This window comes from Nocardia otitidiscaviarum NBRC 14405 (assembly GCF_000308635.1).
GTDB classification, from domain to species: domain Bacteria; phylum Actinomycetota; class Actinomycetes; order Mycobacteriales; family Mycobacteriaceae; genus Nocardia; species Nocardia otitidiscaviarum.
In genome coordinates this window covers 23,450-49,681 of the sequence record NZ_BAGD01000106.1, presented here as the reverse complement: position 1 = coordinate 49,681, position 26,232 = coordinate 23,450, and the positions used below count along the sequence as shown (strand labels likewise).

Here is a 26,232-nt window from a genome sequence, read left to right as displayed (position 1 = left end):
CATCCTTCCGGAAAACAGCGTTGACGTCTAACTGCGTCCGACATACGCTTTAATGCGTCCATGGGACGCAATTGAAGGGAACGTCATGCGCAATACCTCCGTCCTCATCTCCGGCGCGAGCATCGCCGGGCCCACGCTCGCCCACTGGCTGCACCGCTACGGCTTCGACGTGACCGTGGTGGAGCGGGCTCCCGCGCCGCGGCCCGGAGGTCAGGCGGTCGACTTCAAGGGGGCGACCCAGTTGACCGTGCTCGCGCGCATGGGCGTGCTCGACGACCTGCGCGCTCGCCGCACCGGCACCACCGACACCCGGTTCGTCGACGCCGACGGCACCGAATTGGCGTTCATGTCGGGAGATTTCACCGGCGGCGAGCTCGAGATCCGGCGCGGTGACCTGGCGCGTGTGCTGTACGACCACAGTGCGGCGAATTGCGAATACGTCTTCGGGGATCGGATCACCGGTCTGCGAGCGGATTCCGACGGTGTGCACATCGAATTCGAGAAGGCTCCGGCTCGGGTTTTCGACCTGGTTTTCGGCGCGGACGGAATCCACTCCGGCGTACGGCGATTGGCATTCGGTCCGGAGCGCGACCATGTGCGCCATCGCGGCTGGTATTACTGCATCGCCGGTGACCGACCGATCGACCCCGACACGCCGCGAACGCGGGAAACGGCCTATGCGTACAACACCCCCGGACGGCTCGTCATCGCGGGCGGGCCGAAATCACCGCAGCTGTATATGTTCGCGTCCCCGGAACTCGACTACCCCCGGGACGACACCGCCGCACAGAAACGCATCGTCATCGACAGGTTCACCGGAATGGGTTGGCGAGTACCCGAAATGCTCCGCGAACTCGAAGCCGCCGACACCTGCTATCTGGATTCGATCAGCCGGGTGCGAATGAAGAAATTCACCACCGGGCCCGTGGCGCTCGTCGGCGATGCCGCCCACGGCAATACGCTCGCCGGTTTCGGTACCGGGCTAGCGGTGGTGGGCGCCTACGTTCTCGCAGGTGAGCTCGCCGTTGCGGGCGGTGACCACACGGTGGCCTTCGCGCGCTACGACGAGGTCATGAAGCGATACCTGCGCACGGTCGACGGTGCCAACCCGGGACCCTTCCTGGCCCCGAAGACCGCGCTGGGAATTCGTTTCCGGAACCGGTTCCTGAGTTCGCGCGCCTTCGCGTGGATGGTGAAGTACAGCGACAGCGCCGCGAACGACATCGACCTGAGGGACTATCCGGAAAATATCGGTGCGAGATGACATTTGTAGCACTCCGGTGCGTGGGTATGGCGACCTACGCCACCATACCCACCGACCGAGATATTCAAATGATGATGCCCAGTGTCGCCAGGGCGGCCACGAGTCCGGCCGCGCCGAGAGAGACGAGGAGGGCAGCGAGTCCAGTCAACATTGTTCTTTCCTTTCGTGGAACATCCGTTGTTTTCACGGACACCCAGCTAATCGGGAGCAATGCGTGAGCTGTTTCACTTTCCCCGCCCGATATCGTAAATAGGGTTTTGACCGGGCGGATACTCGCGCGCAGATTTCAGCAGCTGCCCGCGCCGAATCCCACCTCACCGGTGGTGAGAGTAACCAAAGTCCCAGCAGTCACTTTCGTACCAGCGGCGGGATCCTGTTCCGCCACCACACACTGCCCGTCGTGCGGCCCGCGATCGGTGCCGCCCACGACCTTCGCCAGCAGTCCGGCCTCGGCGAGCAGGTTCTCCGCGCGGATCGGCCGCTCACCGCGCACATCGGGCACCGCGACCAGGGTCGCATCCGCCCCGCCGGAGCTCTCCAGCCGACTGGATTCCTTCGAGACGAAGAACGAAGCCCCGGACTCCCGCTGCTCGCAGGTTATGCCCACCTCGCGGGACAGACACCGCACATTCCCGACCTCCAGATAGGAGTCGTACGGCAGCGCCGCGATATCGCCCGGACCGTAGAACAATCCCTCGGTGGTGCAGGCGAACCGCGGCCCGTCCAGGCTCAGGCCGAAGGCGGGCATCGGCGGCTGCGCCCCGGATGTCTCCGCGCACGGCTGCTCGCCGTCCGGAACCGCCGCGACGCGGCCTTGGCAACCGGCCTCGACGGCCGTATCGGCGAGCGCCAGCGGTTCGTCGAAGATGGCGCAGCGGAAATTGCCGCTGGGCGTCCGGAAGTAGTACCCGGGCGTGCCGGTCGGCGTATCCGCCAGGTGGTACGCCGCCGCATCGACGGGCTCGCCCGTACTCGGTGCGGTTGTGGTCGGTGCGGTGGTGCCCGTCGTCGGTGCGGCGGTTGTCGTCGCGGTCGGCTCCGTCGCGGTGTCGGGCTGTTCGCTCGAGCAGCCGGACAGCAGGGCGGTCAGTGTCGCCGCGACCGCGACGACAACGCGCATTCTCACAAGCATCCCTTCGGGTAGGTCATACCCGCACGAGATTATTTGTCGTCGTTGACTTTTGCCATCGACAGCACATCCAGGCGGCGGTCGAGTTCCGCGACGGTCAGCGCGTCGCCGATGAGGCCGCGATCGATGACGGTCTGGCGAATCGTCTTGTTCTCCTGCAATGCCTGCTTGGCGACCGCGGCGGCCTCCTCGTAGCCGATGGCGGAGTTGAGCGGCGTCACGATGGAGGGTGAGGATTCGGCCAGCCGCTGCAGTCGCTCGACATCGGCGGTGAGGCCGCGCACGCACTTGTCGGCGAACAGGCGCGAGACATTCGCCAGCAGCCGGATCGACTCCAGCACATTGCGGGCCATCATCGGGATGTACACATTGAGTTCGAAATGGCCGTTGCCGCCGCCCCAGGCGACCGCCGCGTCGTTGCCGATCACCTGCGCGGCGACCTGGGTAACCGCTTCGGGGAGAACGGGATTCACCTTGCCCGGCATGATGGACGAGCCCGGCTGCAAGTCCGGCAGCTGCAATTCGGCCAAGCCGGTGAGCGGGCCCGAACCCATCCAGCGGATATCGTTGGCGATCTTGGTGAGGCTGATGGCGACGGTGCGCAGCGCACCGGAGACCTCGACCAGCCCGTCCCGGGCGGCCTGCGCCTCGAAGTGGTCCTTGGCCTCCGACAGGGCGTCGAGTCCGGTCGACTTCTTCAGTTCCGCAACGACTTTCGCCCCGAACCCAGCCGGGGCATTGAGGCCGGTGCCCACCGCGGTTCCGCCGATGGGCAACTCGCCCAGGCGCGGCAGGGTGGCGAGCAGCCGCTCGATCCCGGCGCTCACCTGCCTGGTGTAACCGCCGAACTCCTGCCCCAGCGTGACCGGCACGGCATCCATCAGATGGGTGCGCCCGGACTTCACCACGTCGCGCCATTCGGCGGACTTGTCCAGCAGCGCCAGCCGCAGATGATCCAGTGCCGGAACCAGATCCTTCACCACGGCCTCGGTGGCGGCCAGATGCGTGGCGGTCGGGAAGGTGTCGTTGGACGACTGCGACATGTTCACGTCGTCGTTGGGGTGCACGGTCACACCGGCCCGGGCGGCGATGGTCGCGATCACCTCGTTGGCGTTCATATTCGAACTGGTGCCGGACCCGGTCTGGAAGACATCGATCGGGAACTGATCGTCGTGTGCGCCGTCGGCGATCTCAGCGGCGGCCGCGATGATGGCATCGGCCTTGGCGGTGTCCAACCGGCCCAGATCCCGGTTCACCACCGCGGTAGCGGCCTTCAGCAACCCCAGCGCCCGGATCTGCGCCCGCTCCAGCCCGCGCCCGCTGATCGGGAAGTTCTCCACCGCGCGTTGGGTCTGCGCCCGCCACAGCGCGTCGACGGGGACGCGGACCTCGCCCATGGTGTCGTGTTCGATGCGGTACTCGGTCTCCTCGCTCATGCACTCGACCCTAGGCCCGTGCGGGGGCCCGTGGGGATGCCACGCCTGAGGGGATCGGCACACCGAAGACGATGGCGCACTGGGAATAAGCGGGGTGTCGTTCGGCCGCCCGCCGCCGGGGCGGAGCGGGCGGCCGCACGCGGGTCAGGGCATCGGGGGAGCGGCGTCCTCGTCGCCGACGAAGTCCACCGAGGAGTACTCGCGCAGTTTGGTGAGGCGGTGGTAGGCGTCGATGATGCGGACGGTGCCGGACTTGGCGCGCATGACGATGGACTGGCTGTAGGCGCCGCCGCCGAAGTAGCGCACACCGCGCAGCAGATCGCCGTCGGTGACGCCGGTGGCGCTGAAGAACACGTCCTCGCCGGAGACCAGGTCCTCGGTATTGAGGATGCGGTCCAGGTCGTGTCCGGCGTCGATGGCCTTCTGGCGCTCCTCGTCGTCCTTGGGTGCCAGCTTGCCCTGCAACGCGCCGCCCATGCAGCGCATGGCGGCCGCGGCGATGATGCCCTCGGGGGTGCCGCCGATGCCGATCAGCATGTCCACGCCGGATTCGGGGCGGGCGGTGGCGATGGCTCCGGCCACGTCACCGTCGGAGATGAGGCGGATGCGGGCGCCCGCGTCGCGCACCTCCTGGATGTGGCGGGCGTGGCGCGGGCGGTCCAGGACGACGACGGTCAGGTCGGAGACGGCGGAGTTCTTGGCCTTGGCGACGCGGCGCAGGTTCTCGCCGATGGGGGCCGACAGGTCGATGACATCGGCGGCCTCGGGGCCGACGGCGATCTTCTCCATGTAGAACACCGCGGAGGGGTCGAACATGGCGCCGCGCTCGGCCACCGCGAGCACGGAGATCGCACCCGCCGAACCCTTGGACATGAGGGTGGTGCCGTCGATCGGGTCGACCGCGAAGTCCAGCTCCGGGCCGGTGCCGTCGCCGACCAGTTCGCCGTTGTACAGCATGGGCGCTTCGTCCTTCTCGCCCTCGCCGATCACCACGATGCCGCGCATGGAGACGGTCGCCACCAGCTGCCGCATGGCGTCGACGGCGGCACCGTCGCCGCCTTCCTTGTCGCCGCGCCCCACCCAGCGTCCGGCGGCCATGGCCCCGGCCTCGGTGACTCGGACCAACTCCAGGGCCAGGTTGCGATCCGGAGCCTCGCGGCGGCTGGATGCGGTCATGACGGGTGCCTCCTTGGTTGTCAACTGCTGCGTGAATTGTCGCATTGAGGTCGACGGCGGCATTCAGGTACTCACGTTCCAATTCCGTAAGTACGGGAGGCGCACCTGTGTGCCGGGTCGCAGTACCCGGCCGTGGATACTGGGTGCGTGTCGTATCAAAAGCCGCGGATCATGAACGACTGGAAGGACCTGTTCTGGTCGTTGTTCCCGCTGGTGCTGATCTGCTTGGTCATCGCCGGGATCGCCAGCCAGTGCACCTTCTCGGCGAAAGGTCCGACGCCGGGGCAGATTCCGGACTTCGACGTGAGCGCCGCGCTGGCCGACGACGCCGCGAACATGCCGTTCGCCATTCGGGAACCGGTGCTCCCGGAGGGGTGGACGCCCAACTCGGGACATCGCGACACCATCGCGGGCACCGGCGGCGGCCCGGTGAGTACCGTGGGGTACATCACCCCGCAGGGCACCTACATGCAGCTCTCGCAGACCGACGCCACCGAGGAAGCCCTCGCCAAACACGTGGTCGACACCCGCTACGCCACCGGCACCGAACAGATCGGCGACCGCAAGTGGGTGGTCTACGCCGAGCCCGGCACCGAAACCGCCTGGATCACCGACTTCGGCGACTCCCGCGTCCTCATCAAGGGCGCGGGCAACCCCGCCGCCTACACGACGCTCGCCACGGCCATCGGCAGCGCCGACCCGCTGTAGCGTTCGGGACCACGGGGGCTGTACTCGCGCCCGACTGCACTCGCGCGCGACTTCGGAGCCGCGCTCGCGCTGGGTTGCGGGGGCTGTGCTCGCGCCCGACCGAGGGGCCCTACTCATGTCGGACCGTAGGGCCACGCTCACCCTCAGCTCATGCTCGGCCCCAGGGATTCGGGGCGTGCCGAATCTCGCGCACCGGCGAATACTCCTCGTCGTGAGAAGAGCCTGTGCCGTGTTGGTGACTTCCGCCGCCCTGCTCATCCCCGCCGGGTTCGCCGCCGCGGCCCCGGTCACGCTGGACCCCGCGCCGTCCGTGTCGGAGTCCGAGCCGGTCGCTTCCCCCAGTACCGGTTCGGCGGTCGACGCTGGTTCCGCCAACGGGCTGGTCAACGCCGTCTGCGGGCTGATCTACATTCTGAAGATCGGCTCCGTGGACAGCTCCGGCGGCCCCAAGTGCGGCACTCTGTCCTGATCGCAGCACGTCGCCGCGCTCGCGCGGCGGTCAGCGGTGACCGACCACGTTGACGACGGTCCCGTTCGGATCGCGGACGAAGAACCGCCGCACTCCCCACGGCTCGTCGCGCAGGGCGTAGACGATGTCCGCACCGGCGGCGACCATGGCGGCGTGTGCGGCGTCCACGTCGTCGACCTCGACGCTCATATCCGGCTGCGGTCCCTCCGCGTCCGGACCGATCAGCAGCACCTGGGCGGTCGGATTGTCGGGGCTGGCCAGGGTGACGACCCACCCGAGGTCCATGACCTCCTCGAAGCCGAGTTCCCGGTAGAAGGCTCGGCTGGCGGCCATGTCCGCGGTGCGGATGTCCGGGACGGCGCGGCGGATGCTCATCGGCTCACTCCTGATCGCGCCGCGCCAATGCGTCCTCCACACGCTGGCGCGCGCCCGCGAGGTGCTCCTCGCACCGGGTGGCGAGCGCCTCGCCGCGCTCCCACAGGGCGAGCGAGTCGTCCAGGTCCATGCCGCCCTGTTCGAGCATCTTCACCACGTTCACCAGCTCGTCGCGGGCGCGTTCGTAACCGAATCCGGCGATTTCGGCGAGGTCACTCTCGGTCATCGGTGGACTCCTTTCGGGGGCGGGGGCCGAGGGGTTGGCTGCCGAGCGCGGCGGCGGTGACCGCGCCGTCGGCGACGCGGATGCGCAGCTGACTGCCGGCCGGGGAATCGTCGATGGAGCGGACCACATGCCGCTCGCTGCCCGTAACCCGTTGCACCACCGCGTATCCGCGCGCCAGGGTGGCGGCCGGGCCGACGGCGGTGAGCTTCTCGCGCAGGTGCCGGGTGGTGGTGGATTCGGCGGTGAGCAGGTGCTCGACCGCGCGGCGGCCGGCGCTGCGCAGCCGCTCCGCCTCGTCGTAGCGCTGGTCGAGCAGGCGCAGTGGCTCGGCCAGCACGGGGCGGGAGCGCAGCTGCGCCAGGGCACGGGATTCACGGTCCACCCAGCCGCGCAGGGCGGCGGCGGCGCGTTCGGTGAGCTCGCGCAGCAGCGCCATTTCGGCGGCGGCGTCGGGGACGACCCGCTTGGCCGCGTCGGTGGGGGTGGCGGCGCGCAGGTCGGCCACATAGTCGCTGATCGGGTTGTCGGGTTCGTGCCCGATCGCGCTGACTATCGGCGTCTTGGCGGAAACGATTGCCCGGCACAGGGTTTCATCGGAGAAGGGCAGCAGGTCCTCGACGCTGCCGCCGCCGCGCGCCAGCACGATCACATCCACCTCGGGGTGTGCGTCGAGCGCGGCGATGGCCTCCAGGATCTGCGGTACGGCGGTCGGGCCCTGCACGGCGGTATTGCGAATCTCGAATTTCGCCGCGGGCCAGCGCTGGGTCGCCACGGTCACCACATCGTGTTCGGCGGCCGAGGCGCGGCCGGTGATGAGCCCGATTCGTCTGGGTAGGAAGGGGATCGGCCGCTTGAGCCGCTCATCGAACAGTCCCTCGGCCGCCAGCAGCCCCTTCAACCGTTCGATGCGGGCCAGCAACTCGCCGATGCCGACGGGGCGGATTTCGGTGACGCGCAGCGAAATGGTCCCGCGCCCGGTGAAGAAGGAGAGCTTGCCGTACACGACGACGCGGCTGCCCTCCTGCAAGGGCACCGGGGAATTCCGCAGCAGCTCCGGATCACACGTCACCGACAGCGACATATCCGCGGCCGGATCCCGCAGCACCAGAAACGCCGTCCGCGTCCCCGGCCGCAGATTGATCTGCGTGATCTGCCCCTCCACCCACACCGCACCGAGCCGCTCGATCCACTGCGCCACCTTGATCGAAATGGTGCGCACCGGCCACGGATTCTCCGGAGAGCTCGCCCCCCGCTCGGACTTAGCGGCATTCACCGCACCAGTGTCGGTCACCGCACCATTGTCACGGTCCCCACCGACACCCCCGACGCCCACCCACGAAACTCCGCGCATCCCACCTCCCGACCAGCGTCCAGTCCGCCCCATACGTCAGCGTTCGACGAAGGGGAACTGGTGGCGGCATCGCCCGAGAAGGGACCGCCACCAGTTCCCCCTCGGTGGTATCGGCCCTTCACACTCGCCTCCGAGCGCAACAACTGATCTCGCGAGCTTCGGGGTAACTCACCGGGCACGCCCATGGATTCGCTCCCGGACCGCCGGCACGCGTGCGCGACGGTCAACGGCTCTCCGCCGCGCGCTGAAGTCCCGGGGAGGCGGCACAGCACAGCACAGCGCCGGTCGGCCCGGCGGGTTGTCCGGGCGACCGGCGCTGGCGAGGGGTCTGCTACTTGGCCTGCACGGTGGCGATGCGGTTGGTCAGCATGGTGACGAACGGCGCACGCGCCTGGGTCTGCTGTTCGAAGGCGAGCAGCTGGGAGAGCTCCTCCACGCTGAGCATGCGCAGGCGGGCGCGCAGCTGTGCCAGCGTCATGTTCATGTAGTCGTAGCGGGAGGCGACCTCCGGCTCGACCGCCGCGAGACTGCCGTTGTGGCCATTGCCGGACGCGCTGGAAGTGCTTGCGGGGGTGCTGCTTTCGGCGGGAGCGGCCTCGGCGGGTTGCGGTGCGGCGGATTCGGGGTCGGCGGCCGGGGCCTCCTGCTCCTCGGCGACGACGGATTCCGGCTGGCTCGCGGGTGTTTCCGACACCAGGGCCTGCGGGGCCGAGACCGCGATCGGTTCCGGCTCCGGTGCGCCCGCGTCTTCGGGGCTGTACAGGTCGAAACGGCTCCTGCGTACCGGTTCCGCGGTGGTGCCGGGGAGTTGCGCGTCGTCGGCGTCCTCGTCGAAGGTGGCCCACTCGGGCTGTTCCTCGGGACGGTTCACGAAGCGGTCGAAAACCTCGTCGCCCTTGAGGGCGAGGCTGGTCACGAACTGCTGCACGTGCATGAAGTTCTGCAGCAGCTGGCTGACGGCGGTAATCGGGAGGTTGACCGCGGTATTCGGTAGCCGACGGGTTTCCTCGAGGGCATAGACGGCGGCCCCGGCGGCGACCCGGGCCAGGAAGGGAGGTCGAAACATGGTCCTAGCCTGCCCGAAACGGCGTGTGATGCAAAGGACGGAATTCGCCGGAAGTGATTATCGTCGCGCCTCCGACCCGATGCGGTTCATTCCGCACACGTATTCTGTGGGGCATGTCCTCGGCTATCCCATTGAACGTCGGAATCACCCGGTCGGCCGTCTCGGGTGCTGCCGACTCGCCGAAGCGGGTGCTGCTCGCCGAACCCCGTGGTTACTGCGCCGGTGTGGACCGCGCGGTGGAGACCGTGGAGAAGGCGCTCGAGAAGCACGGCGCGCCCATCTACGTCCGTAAGGAGATCGTGCACAACCGGCACGTCGTGGAGACGCTGCGGGAGCGCGGGGTGATCTTCGTCGACGAGACCGACGAGGTGCCCGAGGGGTCGGTGGTGGTGTTCTCCGCCCACGGCGTCTCGCCCATGGTGCACTCCTCCGCCGCCGAACGCAGCCTGCACACCATCGACGCCACCTGTCCGCTGGTGACCAAGGTGCACCAGGAGGCCAAGCGCTTCGCCCGCGACGACTTCGACATCCTGCTCATCGGCCACGAGGGCCACGAGGAGGTGGAGGGCACCGCCGGTGAGGCCCCCGACCACGTGCAGCTCGTGGACGGCCCCGACGCGGTGGACAACGTCACCGTGCGCGACGAGAACAAGGTCATCTGGCTCTCCCAGACCACGCTGTCGGTGGACGAGACCATGGAGACCGTGCAGCGCCTGCGGGAGCGCTTCCCGAGCCTGCAGGATCCGCCCAGCGACGACATCTGCTACGCCACCCAGAACCGCCAGACCGCCGTCAAGGCCATGGCCCCGGAATGCGATCTGGTGATCGTGGTGGGTTCGCGCAACTCCTCCAACTCGGTGCGCCTGGTCGAGGTGGCGCTGGGCGCGGGCGCGCGGGCCGCGTACCTGGTCGACTACGCCCGCGAGGTGGACCCGGCCTGGCTGGAGGGCGTTCGCACCATCGGCATCACCTCGGGCGCGTCGGTCCCCGAGATCCTGGTCGAAGGCGTGCTGGAACTGCTGGCGGACCACGGTTTCGGCGATGTGCAGCCGGTGACCACCGCCAACGAGACCCTGGTCTTCGCCCTGCCCCGCGAACTGCGCGCCGCCCGCGCCTGATCGCGCTGCTTGCGGTTGACCGTGCTGCTTGCGGTTGATCGTGCTGACCGCGCTGCGTGCGCCTGACTGTGCTTGACCGCGCCGCCCGAAGCCAACCGTGCGCCCCGTGCGAACCGCACGGGGCGCACGGCTGTCCGTGGTTCATGCGTGGCGCATGCTGTTGTCGCAGGGGCTGAAGCGGTTACCGGGGGTAGCAGGACCGCGACGACGCTTGGCCGCCGTGCGGCGGCGGGCCGAGTGTGCTGCGCGCGGGTGGCGGGGCGATCGAGCGGGTCGCGCGTGTGTGGAGTGGATCGCGCGTGTGGCGTGGGTCGCGTGTGTGGAGTGGATCGCACGTGTGTCGGTGCGGCGAGTTGAGTGGGTCGCGCGTCCGTACCGCGTATGCAGTGGGTCGAGCGGGGGCGTGTGCAAGCACCGGGGGCGGGCGTGGGGTGGCGCGGGTGTGCGTGGGGCCGGGTGGCTCAGCGTTCGATGCGGCCCGAATCGCGGTCGCGGTAGCGCACATTGGGGCGCGGGTGCGGGGGTACCTCGCCGCTCGCGGCGGCGCGGCGGCGCGGTGGCTGGTCGCCCCGGGGCTTGCGGGCCGCGGCGGCGGAGGGTGTGCGGTCGCCGGACCTGCGGTCGGCGGGGGGCGTGCGCTCGCCGGCGGGCTTGCGGTCCACCGGGGTGCGTTTGCGGTCGGCGGCGGTGCGGTCGGAGCCGACGCGGGGTGGGCGTTCGGCCACGCGGCCGGTGGGGCGGCGGCCGCGGGATCCGGATTTCGGTGCGGGATCGTCGAATTCGGCATCGGCCGCGCGGGCGGCGCGGCTGCGTCGCCGGGCCGGGTCCTGCTCGCCGGTGCGAGAGCGGCGGGCACGTGGGGCACCGCCGGAACGCCCGCCGCGGGTACGTGAGCGCGGTCGGTCGTCGCCGGGCATCCCCTCATGCCGGTGCAGGTATATGCGTAGGCCCCCGATAGCCAGAACCAACACGGTGGCCAGCGCCATGGTGGGGAAGCGGTTGACCAGCGGGATGGCCAGATTCAGCAGGATGTCCTTGAGCTTCAGGCTCCCGGCGTTGCCGAGCAGCTGCTGATAGGCCAGCGGCACCGCGAAGAACAACAGCAGCGGCGGCAGCACCAGCACCGTGAACAGACCCCGGTAGCGCACCGCCAGCACCGCCAGCACACAGCCCAGCACGTACAGCGACGAGAACGTCAACGTGAGCTCGGAACCCCCGCTGGCATCGATGAAGAAGCCCAGGAAGGTACAGGTCACCGCGATCAATACCGCCGCTCCGGCGGGGATGCCCGGCACCGTCGGCAGAATCGAACGGTGCGACACGGGCACCTCTGCTCGCTCGCTTGGGGTAACTGCCACGTCAAGCACACTAAAGCATGTAGCTATTCCGCGAGGGAGGCGACTCGAGCGGCTTGCCGAGTGCGCGTCACCCGCGCTGGTCGATACTGTCGGCATAACCGTCCGGCGCGTCGGTGAAACCCACCGCTCGCGGCCAATGGTCCACCCTGTCGATATCGGGCACGGGGGTCTCGGCGATTTCCAAATCGTGCAGTTTGCGCGCGGTCACCATGACCCGCGCCTCCACCGATGCCACGGCCTTGTTGAAGGCCATCACCGTTTTTCCGAGCTGTGCGCCCAGATCGTCCATATGCCGCCCCGCGACGCTCAACCGCGTGTACAGCTCGCGTCCGAGTTGATGCACCGTCGCCATATCGCGAGACAGCGCCTCCTGCCGCCAGCCGAGCGCCACCGTCCGCAGCAGGGCGACCAGGGTGGTCGGCGTAGCCAGGATCACATTCCGGCCGAAGGCGTATTCGAGCAGGCCCGAGTCGGTGGTGAGGGCCGCGTCGAGAAAGGGATCGCCGGGCACGAACAGCACCACGAATTCCGGTGACGGATCGAAGGCCCGCCAGTACTCCTTGTCGGCGAGTTGATCGATGTGCACGCGCAGCTGTTTGGCGTGCTGGGTCAGCTGCTGTTTCCGAATATGCGGATCCTCGGCGGCCGCGGCCTCCAGATAGGCGGTGCACGGCACCTTGGCGTCCACCACGATCTGCCGTCCGCCCGCCAGCCGCACCACCAGGTCGGGCCGGATCACCGTATCGCCGCGCCGGGTCACCTGGGTATCGAAGTCGCAATGCCGGGCCATTCCGGCCAATTCGACGACGCGTTCCAATTGGATCTCGCCCCAGCGGCCGCGCACCTGCGGCGCTTTGAGCGCCGCCACCAATTGACCGGTCTGGGTGGAGAGCTGATGCGAGGTGCGCTGCATTCCCGCGACCTGTTCGCGCAGTCCCGAATACGCGTTGATGCGGTTGTGCTCGACTTCCTGAATGTGGCGATTCAGATTCCCGACCGCTTCGCGCAGCGGTTCCACGAGGTTGCCGATGGCGTAGGACTGCCGTCGTGCCGCGTCCTCGCTGGCCGCGCTGAGCGACTGGCGTAGCAACCGCTCGTTGTCGTGCATGGCGGCGAGTCGCGCCTCGGCGGCCGCGGCGCGTTGACCCGCCCGCGCGGCGTGCGCGAGCCAGCCGACGGCCAGTCCGGCGAGGAACACCAACAGCAGCGCAAACAGCATCGGTGCGGTCATACCGCAGATAGTGCACTACGTCACCGACACAAACCCGGAATCGGGCAATTCGCAGCGAGTTTCCAGCAACCGACCGGCACGCTTCGGATCGCGGCACCGCCGCCGCTGGATAGTTGTCGGCCCCATCGCCTACCGTTGCGCGACATGCGGATACTGCACACCTCCGACTGGCATATCGGCCGCACCTTCCACGGTGTCGATCTGCTGGCCGATCAGGCGTGTTCGCTCGATGCCATGGCCGAGTTGGTGGCGGCGGAGGGGGTCGACGTGGTGGTCGTGCCCGGTGACGTATACGACCGTTCCATTCCGAGTGCCGACGCGATCGCGGTGTGCAATCGGGGGTTCGAGGCCATGCGGGCGGCTGGGGCAACCATCGTGGCGACCTCGGGCAATCACGATTCACCCACCCGGCTGGGGGCGCTGGGGAGTTTCGCGGCGGCGGGCGGGCTGCATCTGCGAACCACCATCGCCGAGGTGGCGCGGCCGGTGGTGCTTCCCGACGCCCACGGTGACGTGGCTTTCTACGGTATCCCGTATCTGGAACCGGATATCACCCGCGCCGAATTGGGCGTGCCGCAGGCGCGTTCGCACGCCGAGATTCTCGATGCGGCCATGCGGCGCATTCGCGACGATCTGGCCGGGCGCGCGGGCACGCGGTCGGTGGTGCTGGCCCACGCCTTCGTGGTCGGCGGTGAGGCCACCGGCTCGGAACGGTCCATCGCGGTGGGCGGGGTGGAGACGGTGCCGCTGCGCGCCTTCGACGGCATCGACTATGTGGCGCTGGGTCATCTGCATTCGCCGCAGATGCTCTCGGATTCGGTGCGCTATTCCGGGTCGCCGCTGCCGTATTCGTTCGGGGAGCGCTCCCATCGCAAAGCGGTGTGGATCGTCGACCTGAACGCCGACGGGCTGGGCGAGGTGCGCCGCGTCGACCTGCCGGTGGTGCGCGGGCTGAGCCAATTGGCCGGAACTCTCGATGAACTGCTCACCGAACCGGAGTTCGCCGCCGCCGAGAATGACTATGTGGCAGCGACTCTCACCGATCACGCCCGCCCGGTGGACGCATTGCGCAAACTGCGTACCCGATTCCCGCACGCCGTTCACGTGGAATGGGTTCGGCCCGAGGGCAATCCGGAATTGCGCTACCGTGAGCGCGTGCAGGGACGCCGGGACATCGAGATCGCGCACAGCTTCCTCAGCGATGTCCGCGGCGAGCCCTCCGGCAGCGAGCTGCAGTGGGTGGAACGCGCCCTGGCCGCTGCCGTGCGGGAGCCGGAGCGGGAGTCGACGGCGGCGGAAGGACTGTTCGCGGAACCGGGCACCACGGAACTCACCGCATGAGGCTGCACCGCTTGGAGTTGACCGCCTTCGGTCCGTTCGCGGAGACCACCGTGGTCGATTTCGATGTGCTCGGGGCCGATGGGCTCTTCCTGCTGCACGGGCAGACGGGGGCGGGTAAGACCACGGTGCTCGACGCCATCGCGTTCGCGCTGTACGGCCGGGTGCCCGGGGCGCGGGGGGAGAGCAAGCGGCTGCATTCCGATCACGCCGACGAGCAGACTCCGCCGCGAGTGGTGCTGGAGGCGACCCTCGGCGGGCGGCGGCTGCGGTTGACTCGGTCGCCGGAGTTCCAGCGGCCCAAGAAGCGCGGCACCGGCTGGGTCACCGCACAGGCCAGTGCCACCCTGGAATGGCTGGACGGGCGTGGGCTGAACCTGTCCCGCATCCCGGATATCGGCGACGAGGTCGTGCGCCTGCTCGGCATGAGCGCCGACCAGTTCTTCCAGGTGGTCCTGCTGCCGCAGGGCGATTTCGCGCGTTTTCTGCGCGCCGACAACGAGGATCGCGAGAAGCTGCTCGAAAAGCTCTTCGACACCGAACGTTTCGGCACCGCCGAACAGTGGCTCATCGACAAGCGCCGCGCCTCCGCCGCCGAGCTCGACACCCGCCGCCAGAGCATCGACCGGCTGATCGCGCGGATCGGCGGCGCGGCGGGCCTGCCCGCCACCGAGACCGTCGGACCCCTCGAAGCCGTCGAATGGTCCCAGGACCTGCTGGCCACCGCCCGCGCCGCCCTCACCGCCACCGCCACCGACCTCGAACGCGGTGAGGCGGCCGCGACCCTGGCCCGCCGGACCACCGAGGACCAGCGCCGCCTGCATGACCTGCACCGTCGCCTGACGGCCGCCCGCGACCAGCTCGACCGGTACGCCGCCGGAGCCGATCGCCGCACGCAGGCACAGGCCGAACTCGACCGGGCCCGCCGCGCCGAACCGGTCGCGGCCGCCCTCTCCGACGCCCGCGCCGCCGCCGTCGCCCTGCGCCGCCGCGAGGAGGCCACCAGCCGCGCCGCCGAAGAACTGGCCGCCCACCTCATCGAACCCGCGAGCCTGGAGCTGCCCGGAACCTACTGGGCAGCAGCCGATCTCATGCGCGGAGAGCTGGCCGGAACCGATCTCGCCGATGAACTCGCCATGATCGAACCCATGGCCGAGGGGGGCGTCGGCGACTCGGAACCGCTCGCACCGGGTGCCGGCGACTCCGAACCGGTCGCGGGCACATCGGGCGAAGGAGGCGCGTCACCGAGCGGTGGCCCCGGGCCGCTCGACCAGGCTGGTTCACCGGGTCGCGCGAACGTGGCCGAATACGGGGGGATGCGGGGGCAGTCCGAAACGGCCGGAGGTACCAGGACTGGGCTGGAGTCGGCCATTGCGCGCTGGACCGCGCAGATCGGCGCGCTGGACGAGGTGCGGGCGGATGCGGAGACGGCCCGGCGGCTGGCGGGGGAGATGACGCGGCTGCGGCGGGAGCAGGAGGAACTGGCGGGGCAGGCGGAGAAGCTGCGGCGGCTGCGGGCCGAGCTGCCGGAGTCGATCGCGTCGGCGGAGGGGCGGTTGCGCACGGCGTCCGATGCGGCGGCCAGGCTGCCGGTGCTGGAGGCCGACTGCGAGCGGTTGCGCACCGCCGCCAGTGCCGCGCTCGAATTGGCGACGCGGCGTGGGGAACTGGCGCGCGCACAGGCGGCGTTCGAATCGGCGCGCGGCGCGCACCTGGATGCCCGTGAACACACCCTGGCCCTGCGTGAGCGGCGACTGGCGGGGATGGCGGCCGAGCTGGCGGAGGCACTGGCCGAGGGGCAGCCGTGCACCGTGTGCGGCTCCACGGACCACCCCGATCCCGCCCGCGCATCGGGCGCGCCGGTGTCGAAGGATGCCGAGGACAAGGCATTGCAGGCCGAGCGGGTGGCCGAGGCGGCACGCGAGCGGGCGCAGCGGCAGGTCGCCGACCTGGAGCGCGCCATCGAGGTGCTGGTGGAGCGCGGCGGCGACGCCGACAAGGCCGAACTGACCGGTGCCCTGAACGCCGCCACCGAACGGTACGAGTCCGCGCGACGGCAGGCCGAACGCGTCGAGGCGCTGACGGCCGAGCTGACGCGGCTGCGCACCGATGAGACCCGCCTCCAGGACGAGTTGCGCGACTGTGAAACCCGCGCCGGTGCGACCACGGAGCGGATCGTGGCCACCGACCGTCGCCTCGCCGAACTCACCGAACGCCTGCGCACCGCCGCCGGTGCGGACGGCACCGTGGAGCGCCGCCGCGCCCGCCTGCGCACCCTCGTCGACGACGCCACCGCCGTGCGGTCCGCGCGCGCGGAGGCGGCGTCGGCCCGCGAGCAGGTCGCGGCAGCGGCGCTACGCGTCGAAACTCTCTCCCGCGACGCCGGTTTGGTGGAGTCGGCCGTTCCGGTCATGCGCGCCGACGGCAGCGGCCCCGACTACACCGTGCTCGCCGACTACGCCCGCGTGGTGGACGCCGCCGCCCGCACCGCACAGCAGCAGGCCGACCTCGAGGACGAACTCGTCGCGGCCGATCGCGCTCGCGCCAGCGCCGAATCGGTGCTCGCCGAACCGGAGGTCCGTGCCGCCGCGACCGCCGAGCTGGGCGATCTCGAGCAGTTGGAAGAGGCGGCGGCACAGGCACAGTCGCAGCTCAAGGACGCCGTGGCCGCACACGCGGACGCCACCCGCCGGGTCGAACAGCTCGAGGAGCTGTGCGGCCAGCTCTGGGCGGCCGTGGACCGGATCGCCCCGTTGCAGCGCGCCCACGAGGAGCTCTCGGGCCTGGCCGATGTGGTGGCGGGTCGCGGGGAGAACAACCGCAAGATGTCGCTGCGCTCCTATGTGCTCGCCGCCCGGCTCGAGGAGGTGGCACTCGCCGGTTCCGTGCGACTGCGCCGAATGTCCGGAGGCCGTTACGAATTCGTCCACTCCGATGCCGCCGGTCCGCGTGGCCGCCGCGGCGGTCTGGGCTTGGACATCCGCGACGACTACACCGGAGCCATCCGCCCCGCCAAAACCCTCTCCGGCGGTGAGACCTTCATGGCCTCGCTGTCCCTGGCGCTGGGCCTCGCCGACGTGGTGGCCGCCGAATCCGGCGGCCTGGTCCTCGACACCCTCTTCATCGACGAGGGTTTCGGCAGCCTGGACGCCGACACCCTCGACGCCGTCATGGGCGTGCTCGACGAACTCCGCTCCGGCGGCAGGGTGGTCGGCGTCGTCAGCCACGTCGACGAGATGCGCCAGCGCATCCCCAGCCGCCTGCACGTGGTGCGCGGCCGCACCGGCTCGTACCTGGAAACCAGCGTGGCATAACGGTTTCCGGCAGACACGGCACCGGCTCGGCCTGATCCGTCGCAGTCCCGGTCGGCAGCGGATCGTGCTCGATCGGTTGCGCCGCGGGCTCGGTCGGCTGCGTTGCGTGCTCGATCCGTTGCGCCGCGTGCTCGATCGGCTGCGTTGCGTGCTCGATCGGTTGCGCCGCGGGCTCGATCCGTTGCGCTGCGGGCTCGATCGGCTGCGATATGCGCGCGATCGGTTGCGTCGCGGGGCAGAGCAGCGGCGGCTTGGCGACGAGAAGGGCTCGACCCGTCGCGGCACGGGTACGACGGTCGCGCTACTCCTGCCGCAACCGCGATGTGAACCAACCGACGTCGCGGCTGCTGAGAGAGCTGGTGCCGAGAGGCGGACGTGGCGGTGCCACCGCCTACACGGGGGCGGCACTGCCGCGTGCGGGTCGCGGTGGCGTGTACACATTCTCGGCAGAACGGAGGTCGGCCGAGAGCCGTGCCCCGGAGCGGCCTATGACCGCGCCTCACGGGATCGCGGTCGGGCGTGGGGTTGCGGTCGTGCGGACTGCGTCGTCAGTTCGTCGCGGCGCTCTCGTGAACCAGCAGCCAGCGCTTGATATCGAGCCCCCACCGGAATCCGCCCAGGGTGCCGTCGGTGCGGATGATGCGGTGGCAGGGGACGAACAGGGCCGCAGCATTGCGGGCGCAGGCATTGGCGGCGGCACGGGTGGCGGCCGGGCGGCCGGATACGGTGGCGTATTCGGTGTAGGTGACCGGGTTTCCGGCGGGGATCTTGCGCAGGATGTCCCAGGCGTGCGTGAGGAACGGTCCGGATGTCTGGCGCACGCGCACGGTGTCGATGGCGAGCAGATCGCCGTCGTGGTACGCCTCCACGGCCGCGGTCACGGCCCCGAGCGAGTCACGTCGCCGCAGCGTGTCGGGGCGCAGCGCGGGGTGGATGACCCCGCGCAGCTGTTCGACGTCGTCGGTCCAGCCGGAGGCGAGTACCGCGCCGTCGCCGTCGACCACGGCGGTGAACGGCCCGATCGGTGTGGCGACGGTGGCGAAATCGGCTGTCCGCGAGTCTGTTCCGGTCGTGGACCGGGGGCGGTGGGCGGTGGTCACAGTGCGGTTCTCGTTTTCCGGGCGCGGGTCGCGCCGTCGGGGGCGGCGGCCGGATTGGCCAGGGCGTGCTTCCACAGGTGCATGGAGAGGTAAGACCGCCAGGGCGCGAAGCGGCCGGTATCGGTGAGGTCGAGTCCGAGCAGGTTCGCGCCGCGGCGTACCACCAGATCGGTGTGCAGCAGGATGTCGGGGTCGGCGAGCAGGCGCATGGTCACGTAATCGGCGGTCCACGGGCCGACCCCCTCCAGGGCGAGCAGGTCGCGGCGCACGTCGGCGGCGGTGCGTCCCGCGTGCAGGACCAGGTCGCCGGAGGCCAGCGCCCGCGCCGCGCCCACGATGGCGGCGGTGCGCCGGACCGGGCCGGTCAACACCTCCGCACCCCGTTCGGCGACGGCCGCGGGTGTCGGAAACAGGTAGGGGACCGGCCCGGGGGCCGGGTCGCCGAGCGCCGTCACCAGCCGCGCGGTGTGCGTATTGGCGGCGGCCACCGAGACCTGCTGCCCGATCATGGTGCGCAGCAACAGTTCCGGGCCGTCCAGGCAGCCGGGCACCCGAATGCCGGGACCGAGCGGCAGGCCCGATCCGGCGGCAAGCGCCTCGTCGATACCGACCGGATCGGCGTCGAGATCGAGCAGATGCCGCAGCCGGGCCACCGTCGGCGCTAGATCGCGCATATCGTGCAGTGACAGCGCCGCCCGCACATGTCCCTCTCGCACACTCAGCCGTACGGTGGCATGCCCGTGCGGGGTGCGCAGGGTGCGGGTGTAGACGCCGTCCTCCCACAGTTCCAGTCCGGGGGTGGCGTGCGCGGACAGGAACCACTCCAGCCACGTCCGGTCCAGCGGTTCCCGGTAGGGCAGCCGCAGGGTCAGCGACCCGTTGGTCGCGGCCACCGCATCGCTGTTGCGCCGCACCTCCTCGCGTAGTCGGGTGGGGCTGACGGCGAAGACTTCCCGCACGGTGTCGTTGAACTGGCGGATGCTGGCGAACCCGGCCGCGAAGGCGATATCCGACATGGACAGCTGGGTGGTCTGGATCAGCAGCCGCGCGGTGTGCGCACGGTGCGCACGCGCCAAAGCCAGTGGGCCAGCGCCCAATTCGGACGTCAGCACACGGGTCAGCTGCCGCTGGGAGTAGCCGAGGGAGTCGGCCAGCGCGGGCACTCCGCCGCGTTCCACCACGCCGTCGGCGATGAGCCGCATGGCGCGAGCGGCCAAGTCGGCCCGGGTGTTCCACAGCGGAGAGCCCGGTGCGGCATCGGGCAGGCAGCGGCGGCAGGCGCGGAATCCGCACTGCTGCGCGGCCGCCGCGGTGGGCAGGAAGGTGACGTTGGTGCGTTTCGGCGTTATGGCCGGACACGATGGGCGGCAATAGATTCCGGTGGTCCGCACGGCGGTGAAGAACTGCCCGTCGAAACGGGCGTCCCGGGTCGCGACAGCGCGGTAGCACCGTTCGAAGTCCAGTCCGGTTGCACTCACGCACATCACCCTCCCAGGCGGGGCGGATATCCGCTAGCGGAAATCCGCCATTATCCCCCGGCGGTCAGCAACAGCGGGTGCCGGGATTGCGGTCGGCGGCCGCGTGTCGTTGCCGCCAGTACTCGGCCTCGCTGGGAACCTCCTGGTCGGGGTGGTTCCGCCGCAGGTGCTGCACGTAGCGGGCGTAGTCGTTGCCGCCGAGTATCGAATTGAACCACCACAGGAACCCGCGGACGGCCCGAATCAACGCGCGAACCGCCGACCCCGGGCCGAAGCCCGCGGTCGGCGGCACAGTGGAATCGTTCATCGCTGTCGGTTGTACGCCACGGTCAGTGCGCGTGCACGCCCGATCGCGCGCCGGGTGCGCGAATCTGTCCGGAGGCGATGAGCTCGTCCCATTCCTGCTGAACTTCCTTCTCCGCCTTGGTGGCGAGGAAGCTGCTGGGGCCGAAGATCTTCGACGGCTCCTCCGGCGATTCGGTGGTCTCGCTACCGCCCCGGCGGATGGCGCGCACGCACACCAGCACACCCACGACGGCCACGATCAGCACCAGCACCGCGAAGATGATCGACAGCGTGCCCTGGATGAAGGTGTTGCGGACGATCTTCTCCAGGTCGGAGATCTGCTTCTCCAGCGCCGCCGCATCCGCGACGCCCGCGGGCAGCTGACCGCTGTCGCGGGCCGCCTCGTAGGCGTCCAGCTTGATCTTGGCGTTGTCGTGCGACTTCCAGTAGCCGATCTTCGGGTCGGCCGAGAAGATCTTCTGCCAGGACGCCGTCATGGTGACGATGAGATCCCAGGCCAGCGGCAGCGCCGGAATCCAGGCCCACTTCAGCAGGCCCTTCTTCACCACGATCACCGTCACCACGGTCAGCGCGATGGCCGCCAGCAGCTGATTGGCGATGCCGAACAGCGGGAACAGCGTGTAGATGCCGCCCAACGGGTCGGTGACGCCCATGAGCAGCACCGATCCCCAGGCCGCCACCACGATGGCCGAGCACAGCCAGGCACCGGGCCGCCACGACGCGTCCTTGAACCGGGTGAACGGGCCGCCCAGATTGCCCAGCGAATCCGACACCATGAAGCGCGCCACGCGGGTACCGGCGTCGATGGTGGTGAGGATGAACAGCGCCTCGAACATGATGGCGAAGTGGTACCAGAACGCCTTCCAGCCCGCACCGCCCAGGAACTGGTGCAGCACTTCGGACATGCCGACCGCCAGGGTCGGCGCACCGCCGGTGAGCGAGACGATCTTCTTCTCGCCGATGTCCTCCGCGGCCTGGGTCAGCTGTGCCGCAGTGACCGGATCGCCCTGGAGCCCGAGGCTGTTCACATAGGCGGCCGCCGTCTCCGGGGTATTGCCGGTGAGCGCGCCGCTGGCGTTCATGGCGAAGTAGAGATGCTGGTCGATGATGCTCGCGGTGACGATGGCCATCACGGCCACGAACGACTCCATGAGCATGCCGCCGTAGCCGATCATCCGCGCCTGCGACTGCTTCTCCAGCAGCTTCGGGGTGGTGCCGGAGGACACCAGCGCGTGGAAACCCGACAGCGCGCCACAGGCGATGGTGATGAACAGGAACGGGAAGAGGCTGCCCGCGAAGGCCGGGCCGTCGCTGTTGCTCGCGAACTCCGAGACCGCGGGGGCCTTCAGCACCGGCATGGTGATGAGAATGCCCGCGGCCAGCAGGAAGATGGTGCCGATCTTCATGAAGGTCGACAGATAGTCGCGCGGGGCGAGCAGCAGCCACACCGGCAGCACCGAGGCGAAGAAGCCGTAGAAGATGAGCAGCCAGCCGATGGTGGCGGCGGACAGGGTGAACCAGTCGCGGCCCCAGCCGGATTCGGCCACCCAGTTGCCCGAGACGATGGCGAGCATGAGCAGCGTGAAGCCGATCACCGACACCTCGCCGACCTTGCCCGGCCGCACGAACCGCAGGTAGATGCCCATGAACAGGGCGATCGGGATGGTCATGGCGATGGAGAACACGCCCCACGGGCTGCCGCCCTCGAGTACGCCGGTGACCGGGTTCTCGGTGGCGGCCAGGGCCTTCACCACCACGATGCCGAGCACCGCCAGCAGGATCATCATGATCACCAGCACGCCCACGATGGCGGCCACGCCGCCGACCGGACCCAGTTCGTCGCGGGCCATCTGGCCCAGCGACCGGCCGCGCCGCTTGGACGACGCCCACAGCACCAGATAGTCCTGCACCGCGCCCGCGAGCACCACGCCCACGATGATCCAGATGGTGCCGGGCAGATAGCCCATCTGCGCCGCCAGCACCGGGCCGACCAGCGGACCCGCACCCGCGATGGCGGCGAAGTGGTGCCCGAACAGCACCCGCCGGTCCATCGGCATGAAGTCCTTGCCGTTCTCCATGGCCTCGGCCGGAGTGGCGACGTCGTCGCGCGGCTTGGTGATCTTCCATTGGATCAGCCGGGCGTAGAACTGGTAGGCGAGGATGTAGGTGGACACGGCGGCGACCACGATCCACACCGCGTTCACGTTCTCGCCGCGCATGAAGGCCACGATCGCCCAGGCGATCGCGCCGAGGACGGCTATCGCGAGGAAGAGGCCCTTCTTGGCGGGTGTCAGCGGGGACCGGTCCACGATGCCCACCGGAGGTAGGGCGGGGTCCGTCCGGAGGTATTCGATGGTCGCCATGTCGACAACCCTCCCGTGCGGTACTGCGGTGTATTACGGAAACAGGCCGCCCAGCGAAGCCGACTTGTGGTCGGATCGGACGCGGTGCCGCCTGTCGGCGTTTCACCACGCTTCCGCTGGAGGCCGAACGTATGCTGCCATGCGCCGTGGGATCTGCGTCACTCGGTCCGACGAACGGTCTGTTTTCTGCGACCAACGGTAGGAGTGATGCTGAGCGGGGTCGGGAAGGTCGGTGAACGGCCGGGCGCGGTCGTACCGCGACGGACCGTACTCCGCGCGGGTCTGGCCCTGCCGCTGCTGACCGCCGGCTGCGGCGGCGACTCCGACGACGCGGTCACCTTCTTCTTCCAGGCCCGGCCGGAGGAGGCGCGCGCCCGGCTGCTCATCATCGAAGAATTCCGCAGGCGGCGACCCGATATCGCCATCCGCACCATCATGTCCGGGCCGGATCCGCTCCAGCAGATGCTGACCTACTGCGCGGGCGGTAAGTGCCCGGATGTGCTGATGGCGTGGGAGTTGCTCTATGCCGGGCTGGCCGAGCGCGGCGTGCTGGCGGATCTGCGCGAATTCCTCGATCGCGATCCCGGGTACGCGGCGCGGCTCACGGCGGACGGGTACGCGCCGCTGCGGGACACCTTCGTGTGGCGGGGCGGGCAGTACGCGCTGCCCGAGCAGTGGTCGGGAGTGTTCCTCTACTACAACCGGCGACTGTTCGAACGGGCCGGGGTCCGCGCGCCCACACGCTGGTCGCAGGCGTGGAGCTTCGACGAATTCCTGACCGCCGCACGGGCCCTGACGCGCCGCGACGCGGACGGCCGGGTGCGGCAGTGGGGTTTCGTGGACGCCTGGGTGCCCTACTATTCGGCCGCCTGCTTCGGCATGAACAATGGGGCGGAGTGGTTCAGCCCGCCGGTCGCGCCCACCCGGACCAATCTCGGCGATCCGCGGTTCGCGGTCGGCCTGCAATTCTATGCCGACCTTGCCGTGCGGCATCGAGTCGCGCCGCGCGCCGCCGATCAGCAGTCCGTCTCGGCCCCGGACCTTTTCGCGCGCGGCCGGGCCGCCATGCTGCTGGGCGGGCACTGGCTGTACTCCGAGTTCGTCGACCGTGACGACCTGGACTTCGATGTCACCGTGCTGCCGGTCGGCCCGCACGGGGGTCCCGACGCCGTCACCGACGTGGGCACCACCGGGCTGGCAGTCGCGGCGAACAGCCCGCGCCGCGAACAGGCATGGGAGTTCGTGAAATTCGCGACCGGGCCGGAAGGGCAGGAGATCATCGCGCGGTCCGGGCTGTTCGTGCCGGTGCTGAGGTCCGCCATGCACTCGGCGGGTTTCGCCGCCGCCCACGCCGGGATACGCAATCTGGACGTCTTCACCGAGGGGCCCGCACACTCCCGCCACCTCGCCGTCACACCGGTCTGGGGCAAGGTCGAATCGCTGCTGGAGCGCGGGTGCAATCGTGTGTTGCGCGGTGCGGCACAGGCGGATTCGCTGGGCGGGCGCACCGCGCGCGATATCGACGAGATCCTGCGGGCGGCGCGGATATGAGCGGGTTCGCGGTCCCCTGTCACCGGCGGTGGCGTGGACGGCGGGTTGGTATTGGGCGGTGGTGACGTGACCGGGGTGCTGGATCGCCAGCGAGTGGATGCGGGGCGGCCGCGGCGGGAGCGCTCGTCCGGGCCGGGCTCCGCGCTGGCTCGGCGGCGGGCGCGGGCGGGTGCGGCGTTCGTGGCTCCGAATGTGGCGGCGGTCGCGGTGTTCCTGCTGTTCCCGCTGGGTTTCTCGCTGTACCTGAGCTTCCATTCCTGGGATCTGTTCGCTCCGCCGCGGTTCGTCGGAACGGGGAACTACCGGCGGTTGTTCGCCGATGATCCGCTGTTCTATATAGCGCTGCGGAACACGGCGGTGTTCACGCTGCTCACCCTGCTGCCCACGGTGGTGATCAGTCTGGCCGTGGCCGGGCTGCTGAATCGGAAACTGCCCGGTATCGGCCTGTTCCGCACGCTGGCGTTCCTGCCGCTGGTGGCCGCCACGGTCGCCATGGCCGTGGTGTTCCGGTTCCTCTTCGCCACCGAGGACGGGCTGGTGAACCTCGGGCTCGGGTGGGTCGGGCTGGGGCCGGTGCCGTGGCTGACCGATCCGGATTGGGCACTGGTCTCGCTGAGCATCGTGACCGTGTGGAAGAGCGTGCCGTTCGCCACGGTGATCCTGCTCGCCGCCATGCAGGGCGTGCCCGAAAACCTGTACGAGGCAGCGCGAATCGACGGTGCGGGACCGCTGCGGCGCTTCCGGTCGATCACCCTGCCGCTCATCCGGGGCGCGCTGTCGTTCGTCTTCGTCATCACGGTCATCAACACCGTGCAGGCCTTCGATCAGGCGTATGCCCTCACCGGCGGCAACGGCGGTCCGGAAACCGGCACCTACGTGCTCGGAATCATGCTGTTCCAGAACGCATTCCGCTTCTACGAGATCGGCTACGCCGCCGCGCTGGCCTGGGTGATCTTCGCGCTGCTGCTGGTGCTCACGCTCGTGCAACTGCGGCTGGCTCGCCGCGACGAGGCGGAGCGGTGAGCGCGCGGGTGGGCGGCAATATCCGGCGGCGAATCGCCGGAGGCGCGCTCGCCTATCTGGCGCTCGTCGGTGTCGGCTGGTGTGCGCTGGTCCCCATTCTCTGGGCGCTGTCGGCGTCGTTGAAATCCGATGGCGGTGTGACCGATCCGTCCCCGCTGCCCGCGCATCCGCAGTGGTCCAACTACGCCGAGGTCTTCGAGCTCATTCCGTTGGGCCGCATGCTCCTCAACACCGCCGTCTACGCCGCCTGCGTCACCGCCGGGCAGGTGTTCTTCTGCTCGCTCGCCGGATACGCCTTCGCCCGCCTGCGGTTCCCCGGCCGCGATGTCCTGTTCGTCTGCTACCTGGCCACGCTGATGGTGCCACTCACCGTCACCGTCATCCCGCAGTTCATTCTCATGCGCTTCCTCGGCTGGGTGGACACCCCCTGGTCCATGATCGTCCCGAGCCTGTTCGGCAGCGCCTTCGGCACCTATCTCATGCGCCAGTTCTTCGCCACCCTCCCCGGCGAACTGGAGGAGGCCGCCATCCTCGACGGCTGCACCCCCTGGCAGATCTACTGGCGCGTCCTGCTCCCGCACACCCGCCCCGCCCTCATGGTGCTGGCCGTGCTCACCTGGATCACCGTCTGGAACGACTTCCTCTGGCCCCTGATCATGATCCAACGCAACGACTACGCCACCGCCACCCTCGGCCTGGTTCGCCTGCAAGGCCAGTACCACACCGATTGGCCCCTCCTCATGTCCGCCGCCATCCTCATCCTGCTCCCGCTGATCGTCGTCTACGCCCTGGCCCAACGCGCCTTCATCCGCGGCATCGCCCTCTCCGGGCTCGGCGGCCGGTGAGCAGCGG

Annotated in this window: 22 protein-coding genes; 9 read left to right on the top strand and 13 right to left on the bottom strand. The window is 69.5% G+C overall.

Going from position 1 to position 26,232, the window contains the following annotated elements; genetic code table 11:
- The first annotated feature begins 85 nt into the window (after positions 1 to 85).
- Positions 86 to 1,264 carry an FAD-dependent monooxygenase gene (locus ON31_RS24025; protein WP_039817024.1) on the top strand — a complete coding sequence of 393 codons (1,179 nt, stop codon included), beginning with the start codon at positions 86 to 88 and terminating at the stop codon, positions 1,262 to 1,264.
- Positions 1,265 to 1,550: 286 nt separating this feature from the next.
- Here ON31_RS24025 and ON31_RS34860 read toward each other — a convergent pair whose 3' ends face one another.
- The 3 genes from ON31_RS34860 to glpX form a co-directional block, all read right to left on the bottom strand.
- Positions 1,551 to 2,384: a PASTA domain-containing protein gene (locus tag ON31_RS34860; protein WP_051037678.1), complete on the bottom strand. Its 834-nt coding sequence runs from the start codon at positions 2,382 to 2,384 to the stop codon at positions 1,551 to 1,553.
- Positions 2,385 to 2,425: 41 nt separating this feature from the next.
- Positions 2,426 to 3,829, bottom strand: coding sequence for a class II fumarate hydratase (locus ON31_RS24015; protein WP_039817022.1), 1,404 nt, complete (start codon positions 3,827 to 3,829; stop codon positions 2,426 to 2,428).
- Between the two features lie 144 nt (positions 3,830 to 3,973).
- Positions 3,974 to 5,005: a class II fructose-bisphosphatase gene (glpX, locus tag ON31_RS24010; RefSeq protein WP_029931375.1), complete on the bottom strand. Its 1,032-nt coding sequence runs from the start codon at positions 5,003 to 5,005 to the stop codon at positions 3,974 to 3,976.
- Positions 5,006 to 5,176: 171 nt separating this feature from the next.
- Between glpX and ON31_RS24005 the strand changes: the two genes are divergently transcribed.
- Together ON31_RS24005 and ON31_RS24000 are read left to right on the top strand one after the other, a co-directional pair.
- Positions 5,177 to 5,713, top strand: coding sequence for a DUF4245 domain-containing protein (locus ON31_RS24005; protein WP_370450327.1), 537 nt, complete (start codon positions 5,177 to 5,179; stop codon positions 5,711 to 5,713).
- A gap of 229 nt (positions 5,714 to 5,942) precedes the next feature.
- Positions 5,943 to 6,182 (top strand): hypothetical protein, encoded by a 240-nt coding sequence (locus tag ON31_RS24000; protein ID WP_039817019.1) that lies wholly within the window; start codon positions 5,943 to 5,945, stop codon positions 6,180 to 6,182.
- 30 nt (positions 6,183 to 6,212) lie between these two features.
- Here ON31_RS24000 and ON31_RS23995 read toward each other — a convergent pair whose 3' ends face one another.
- The 4 genes from ON31_RS23995 to ON31_RS23980 form a co-directional block, all read right to left on the bottom strand.
- Complete coding sequence (locus ON31_RS23995) at positions 6,213 to 6,557, bottom strand: VOC family protein (RefSeq protein WP_039817017.1); 345 nt, start codon at positions 6,555 to 6,557, stop codon at positions 6,213 to 6,215.
- 4 nt (positions 6,558 to 6,561) lie between these two features.
- The gene (locus ON31_RS23990; RefSeq protein ID WP_039817016.1) at positions 6,562 to 6,783 is read right to left on the bottom strand and encodes an exodeoxyribonuclease VII small subunit; all 222 of its coding nucleotides are present in this window, start codon (positions 6,781 to 6,783) and stop codon (positions 6,562 to 6,564) included.
- The gene (gene xseA / locus ON31_RS23985) at positions 6,770 to 8,074 is read right to left on the bottom strand and encodes an exodeoxyribonuclease VII large subunit (protein WP_255222237.1); all 1,305 of its coding nucleotides are present in this window, start codon (positions 8,072 to 8,074) and stop codon (positions 6,770 to 6,772) included. Before xseA ends, ON31_RS23990 begins: the two co-directional genes overlap by 14 nt.
- A gap of 391 nt (positions 8,075 to 8,465) precedes the next feature.
- The gene (locus ON31_RS23980; RefSeq protein WP_039817015.1) at positions 8,466 to 9,200 is read right to left on the bottom strand and encodes a lipid droplet-associated protein; all 735 of its coding nucleotides are present in this window, start codon (positions 9,198 to 9,200) and stop codon (positions 8,466 to 8,468) included.
- A gap of 113 nt (positions 9,201 to 9,313) precedes the next feature.
- Between ON31_RS23980 and ON31_RS23975 the strand changes: the two genes are divergently transcribed.
- Positions 9,314 to 10,318, top strand: a complete 1,005-nt coding sequence (locus ON31_RS23975) for a 4-hydroxy-3-methylbut-2-enyl diphosphate reductase (RefSeq protein WP_039817014.1) — start codon at positions 9,314 to 9,316, stop codon at positions 10,316 to 10,318.
- 461 nt (positions 10,319 to 10,779) lie between these two features.
- On the opposite strand, the gene ON31_RS23970 is transcribed toward ON31_RS23975, so the two are convergent.
- Entirely contained in the window at positions 10,780 to 11,676 is an 897-nt protein-coding gene (locus ON31_RS23970) for a DUF6542 domain-containing protein (RefSeq protein WP_218007379.1), read from the bottom strand.
- A 67-nt stretch (positions 11,677 to 11,743) separates the two neighbouring features.
- Positions 11,744 to 12,907, bottom strand: a complete 1,164-nt coding sequence (locus tag ON31_RS23965) for a DNA recombination protein RmuC (RefSeq protein WP_039817011.1) — start codon at positions 12,905 to 12,907, stop codon at positions 11,744 to 11,746.
- Between the two features lie 144 nt (positions 12,908 to 13,051).
- On the opposite strand from ON31_RS23965, the gene ON31_RS23960 reads away from it, so the two are divergent.
- Both ON31_RS23960 and ON31_RS38410 read left to right on the top strand, forming a co-directional pair.
- Positions 13,052 to 14,248 (top strand): exonuclease SbcCD subunit D, encoded by a 1,197-nt coding sequence (locus tag ON31_RS23960; protein ID WP_039817010.1) that lies wholly within the window; start codon positions 13,052 to 13,054, stop codon positions 14,246 to 14,248.
- The gene (locus ON31_RS38410) at positions 14,245 to 17,559 is read left to right on the top strand and encodes an AAA family ATPase (RefSeq protein WP_039817009.1); all 3,315 of its coding nucleotides are present in this window, start codon (positions 14,245 to 14,247) and stop codon (positions 17,557 to 17,559) included. The genes ON31_RS23960 and ON31_RS38410 overlap by 4 nt, the downstream gene beginning before the upstream one ends.
- Positions 17,560 to 18,107: 548 nt before the next feature.
- Here ON31_RS38410 and ON31_RS23950 read toward each other — a convergent pair.
- The 4 genes from ON31_RS23950 to ON31_RS23935 form a co-directional block, all read right to left on the bottom strand.
- On the bottom strand, positions 18,108 to 18,659 hold the full coding sequence (locus tag ON31_RS23950) for a methylated-DNA--[protein]-cysteine S-methyltransferase (protein ID WP_051037677.1): 552 nt from the start codon (positions 18,657 to 18,659) through the stop codon (positions 18,108 to 18,110).
- On the bottom strand, positions 18,656 to 20,143 hold the full coding sequence (locus tag ON31_RS23945) for an AlkA N-terminal domain-containing protein (RefSeq protein ID WP_039817008.1): 1,488 nt from the start codon (positions 20,141 to 20,143) through the stop codon (positions 18,656 to 18,658). The genes ON31_RS23950 and ON31_RS23945 overlap by 4 nt, the downstream gene beginning before the upstream one ends.
- Positions 20,144 to 20,201: 58 nt before the next feature.
- Positions 20,202 to 20,381, bottom strand: a complete 180-nt coding sequence (locus tag ON31_RS23940; protein WP_029931389.1) for a YbdD/YjiX family protein — start codon at positions 20,379 to 20,381, stop codon at positions 20,202 to 20,204.
- Positions 20,382 to 20,466: 85 nt separating this feature from the next.
- The gene (locus ON31_RS23935) at positions 20,467 to 22,806 is read right to left on the bottom strand and encodes a carbon starvation CstA family protein (RefSeq protein ID WP_039817007.1); all 2,340 of its coding nucleotides are present in this window, start codon (positions 22,804 to 22,806) and stop codon (positions 20,467 to 20,469) included.
- 207 nt (positions 22,807 to 23,013) lie between these two features.
- On the opposite strand from ON31_RS23935, the gene ON31_RS23930 reads away from it, so the two are divergent.
- The 3 genes from ON31_RS23930 to ON31_RS23920 all read left to right on the top strand — a co-directional run bounded on the left by ON31_RS23930 (position 23,014) and on the right by ON31_RS23920 (position 26,225).
- Positions 23,014 to 24,357, top strand: a complete 1,344-nt coding sequence (locus ON31_RS23930; protein ID WP_039817179.1) for an ABC transporter substrate-binding protein — start codon at positions 23,014 to 23,016, stop codon at positions 24,355 to 24,357.
- 93 nt (positions 24,358 to 24,450) lie between these two features.
- The gene (locus ON31_RS23925; protein WP_051037722.1) at positions 24,451 to 25,380 is read left to right on the top strand and encodes a carbohydrate ABC transporter permease; all 930 of its coding nucleotides are present in this window, start codon (positions 24,451 to 24,453) and stop codon (positions 25,378 to 25,380) included.
- An 8-nt stretch (positions 25,381 to 25,388) separates the two neighbouring features.
- Positions 25,389 to 26,225 (top strand): carbohydrate ABC transporter permease, encoded by an 837-nt coding sequence (locus ON31_RS23920; protein ID WP_039817177.1) that lies wholly within the window; start codon positions 25,389 to 25,391, stop codon positions 26,223 to 26,225.
- Positions 26,226 to 26,232: the final 7 nt, after the last annotated feature.

Excerpts from the sequence above, each read along its gene's own strand:
- ON31_RS24025 (WP_039817024.1), top strand. The coding sequence starts at position 86 with ATGCGCAATACCTCCGTCCTCATCTCCGGCGCGAGCATCGCCGGGCCC.
- ON31_RS34860 (WP_051037678.1), bottom strand. The coding sequence starts at position 2,384 with ATGCGCGTTGTCGTCGCGGTCGCGGCGACACTGACCGCCCTGCTGTCC.
- ON31_RS24015 (WP_039817022.1), bottom strand. The coding sequence starts at position 3,829 with ATGAGCGAGGAGACCGAGTACCGCATCGAACACGACACCATGGGCGAG.
- glpX (WP_029931375.1), bottom strand. The coding sequence starts at position 5,005 with ATGACCGCATCCAGCCGCCGCGAGGCTCCGGATCGCAACCTGGCCCTG.
- ON31_RS24005 (WP_370450327.1), top strand. The coding sequence starts at position 5,177 with ATGAACGACTGGAAGGACCTGTTCTGGTCGTTGTTCCCGCTGGTGCTG.
- ON31_RS23995 (WP_039817017.1), bottom strand. The coding sequence starts at position 6,557 with ATGAGCATCCGCCGCGCCGTCCCGGACATCCGCACCGCGGACATGGCC.
- ON31_RS23990 (WP_039817016.1), bottom strand. The coding sequence starts at position 6,783 with ATGACCGAGAGTGACCTCGCCGAAATCGCCGGATTCGGTTACGAACGC.
- ON31_RS23980 (WP_039817015.1), bottom strand. The coding sequence starts at position 9,200 with ATGTTTCGACCTCCCTTCCTGGCCCGGGTCGCCGCCGGGGCCGCCGTC.
- ON31_RS23975 (WP_039817014.1), top strand. The coding sequence starts at position 9,314 with ATGTCCTCGGCTATCCCATTGAACGTCGGAATCACCCGGTCGGCCGTC.
- ON31_RS23965 (WP_039817011.1), bottom strand. The coding sequence starts at position 12,907 with ATGACCGCACCGATGCTGTTTGCGCTGCTGTTGGTGTTCCTCGCCGGA.
- ON31_RS23960 (WP_039817010.1), top strand. The coding sequence starts at position 13,052 with ATGCGGATACTGCACACCTCCGACTGGCATATCGGCCGCACCTTCCAC.
- ON31_RS38410 (WP_039817009.1), top strand. The coding sequence starts at position 14,245 with ATGAGGCTGCACCGCTTGGAGTTGACCGCCTTCGGTCCGTTCGCGGAG.
- ON31_RS23945 (WP_039817008.1), bottom strand. The coding sequence starts at position 20,143 with ATGTGCGTGAGTGCAACCGGACTGGACTTCGAACGGTGCTACCGCGCT.
- ON31_RS23935 (WP_039817007.1), bottom strand. The coding sequence starts at position 22,806 with ATGGCGACCATCGAATACCTCCGGACGGACCCCGCCCTACCTCCGGTG.
- ON31_RS23930 (WP_039817179.1), top strand. The coding sequence starts at position 23,014 with ATGCTGAGCGGGGTCGGGAAGGTCGGTGAACGGCCGGGCGCGGTCGTA.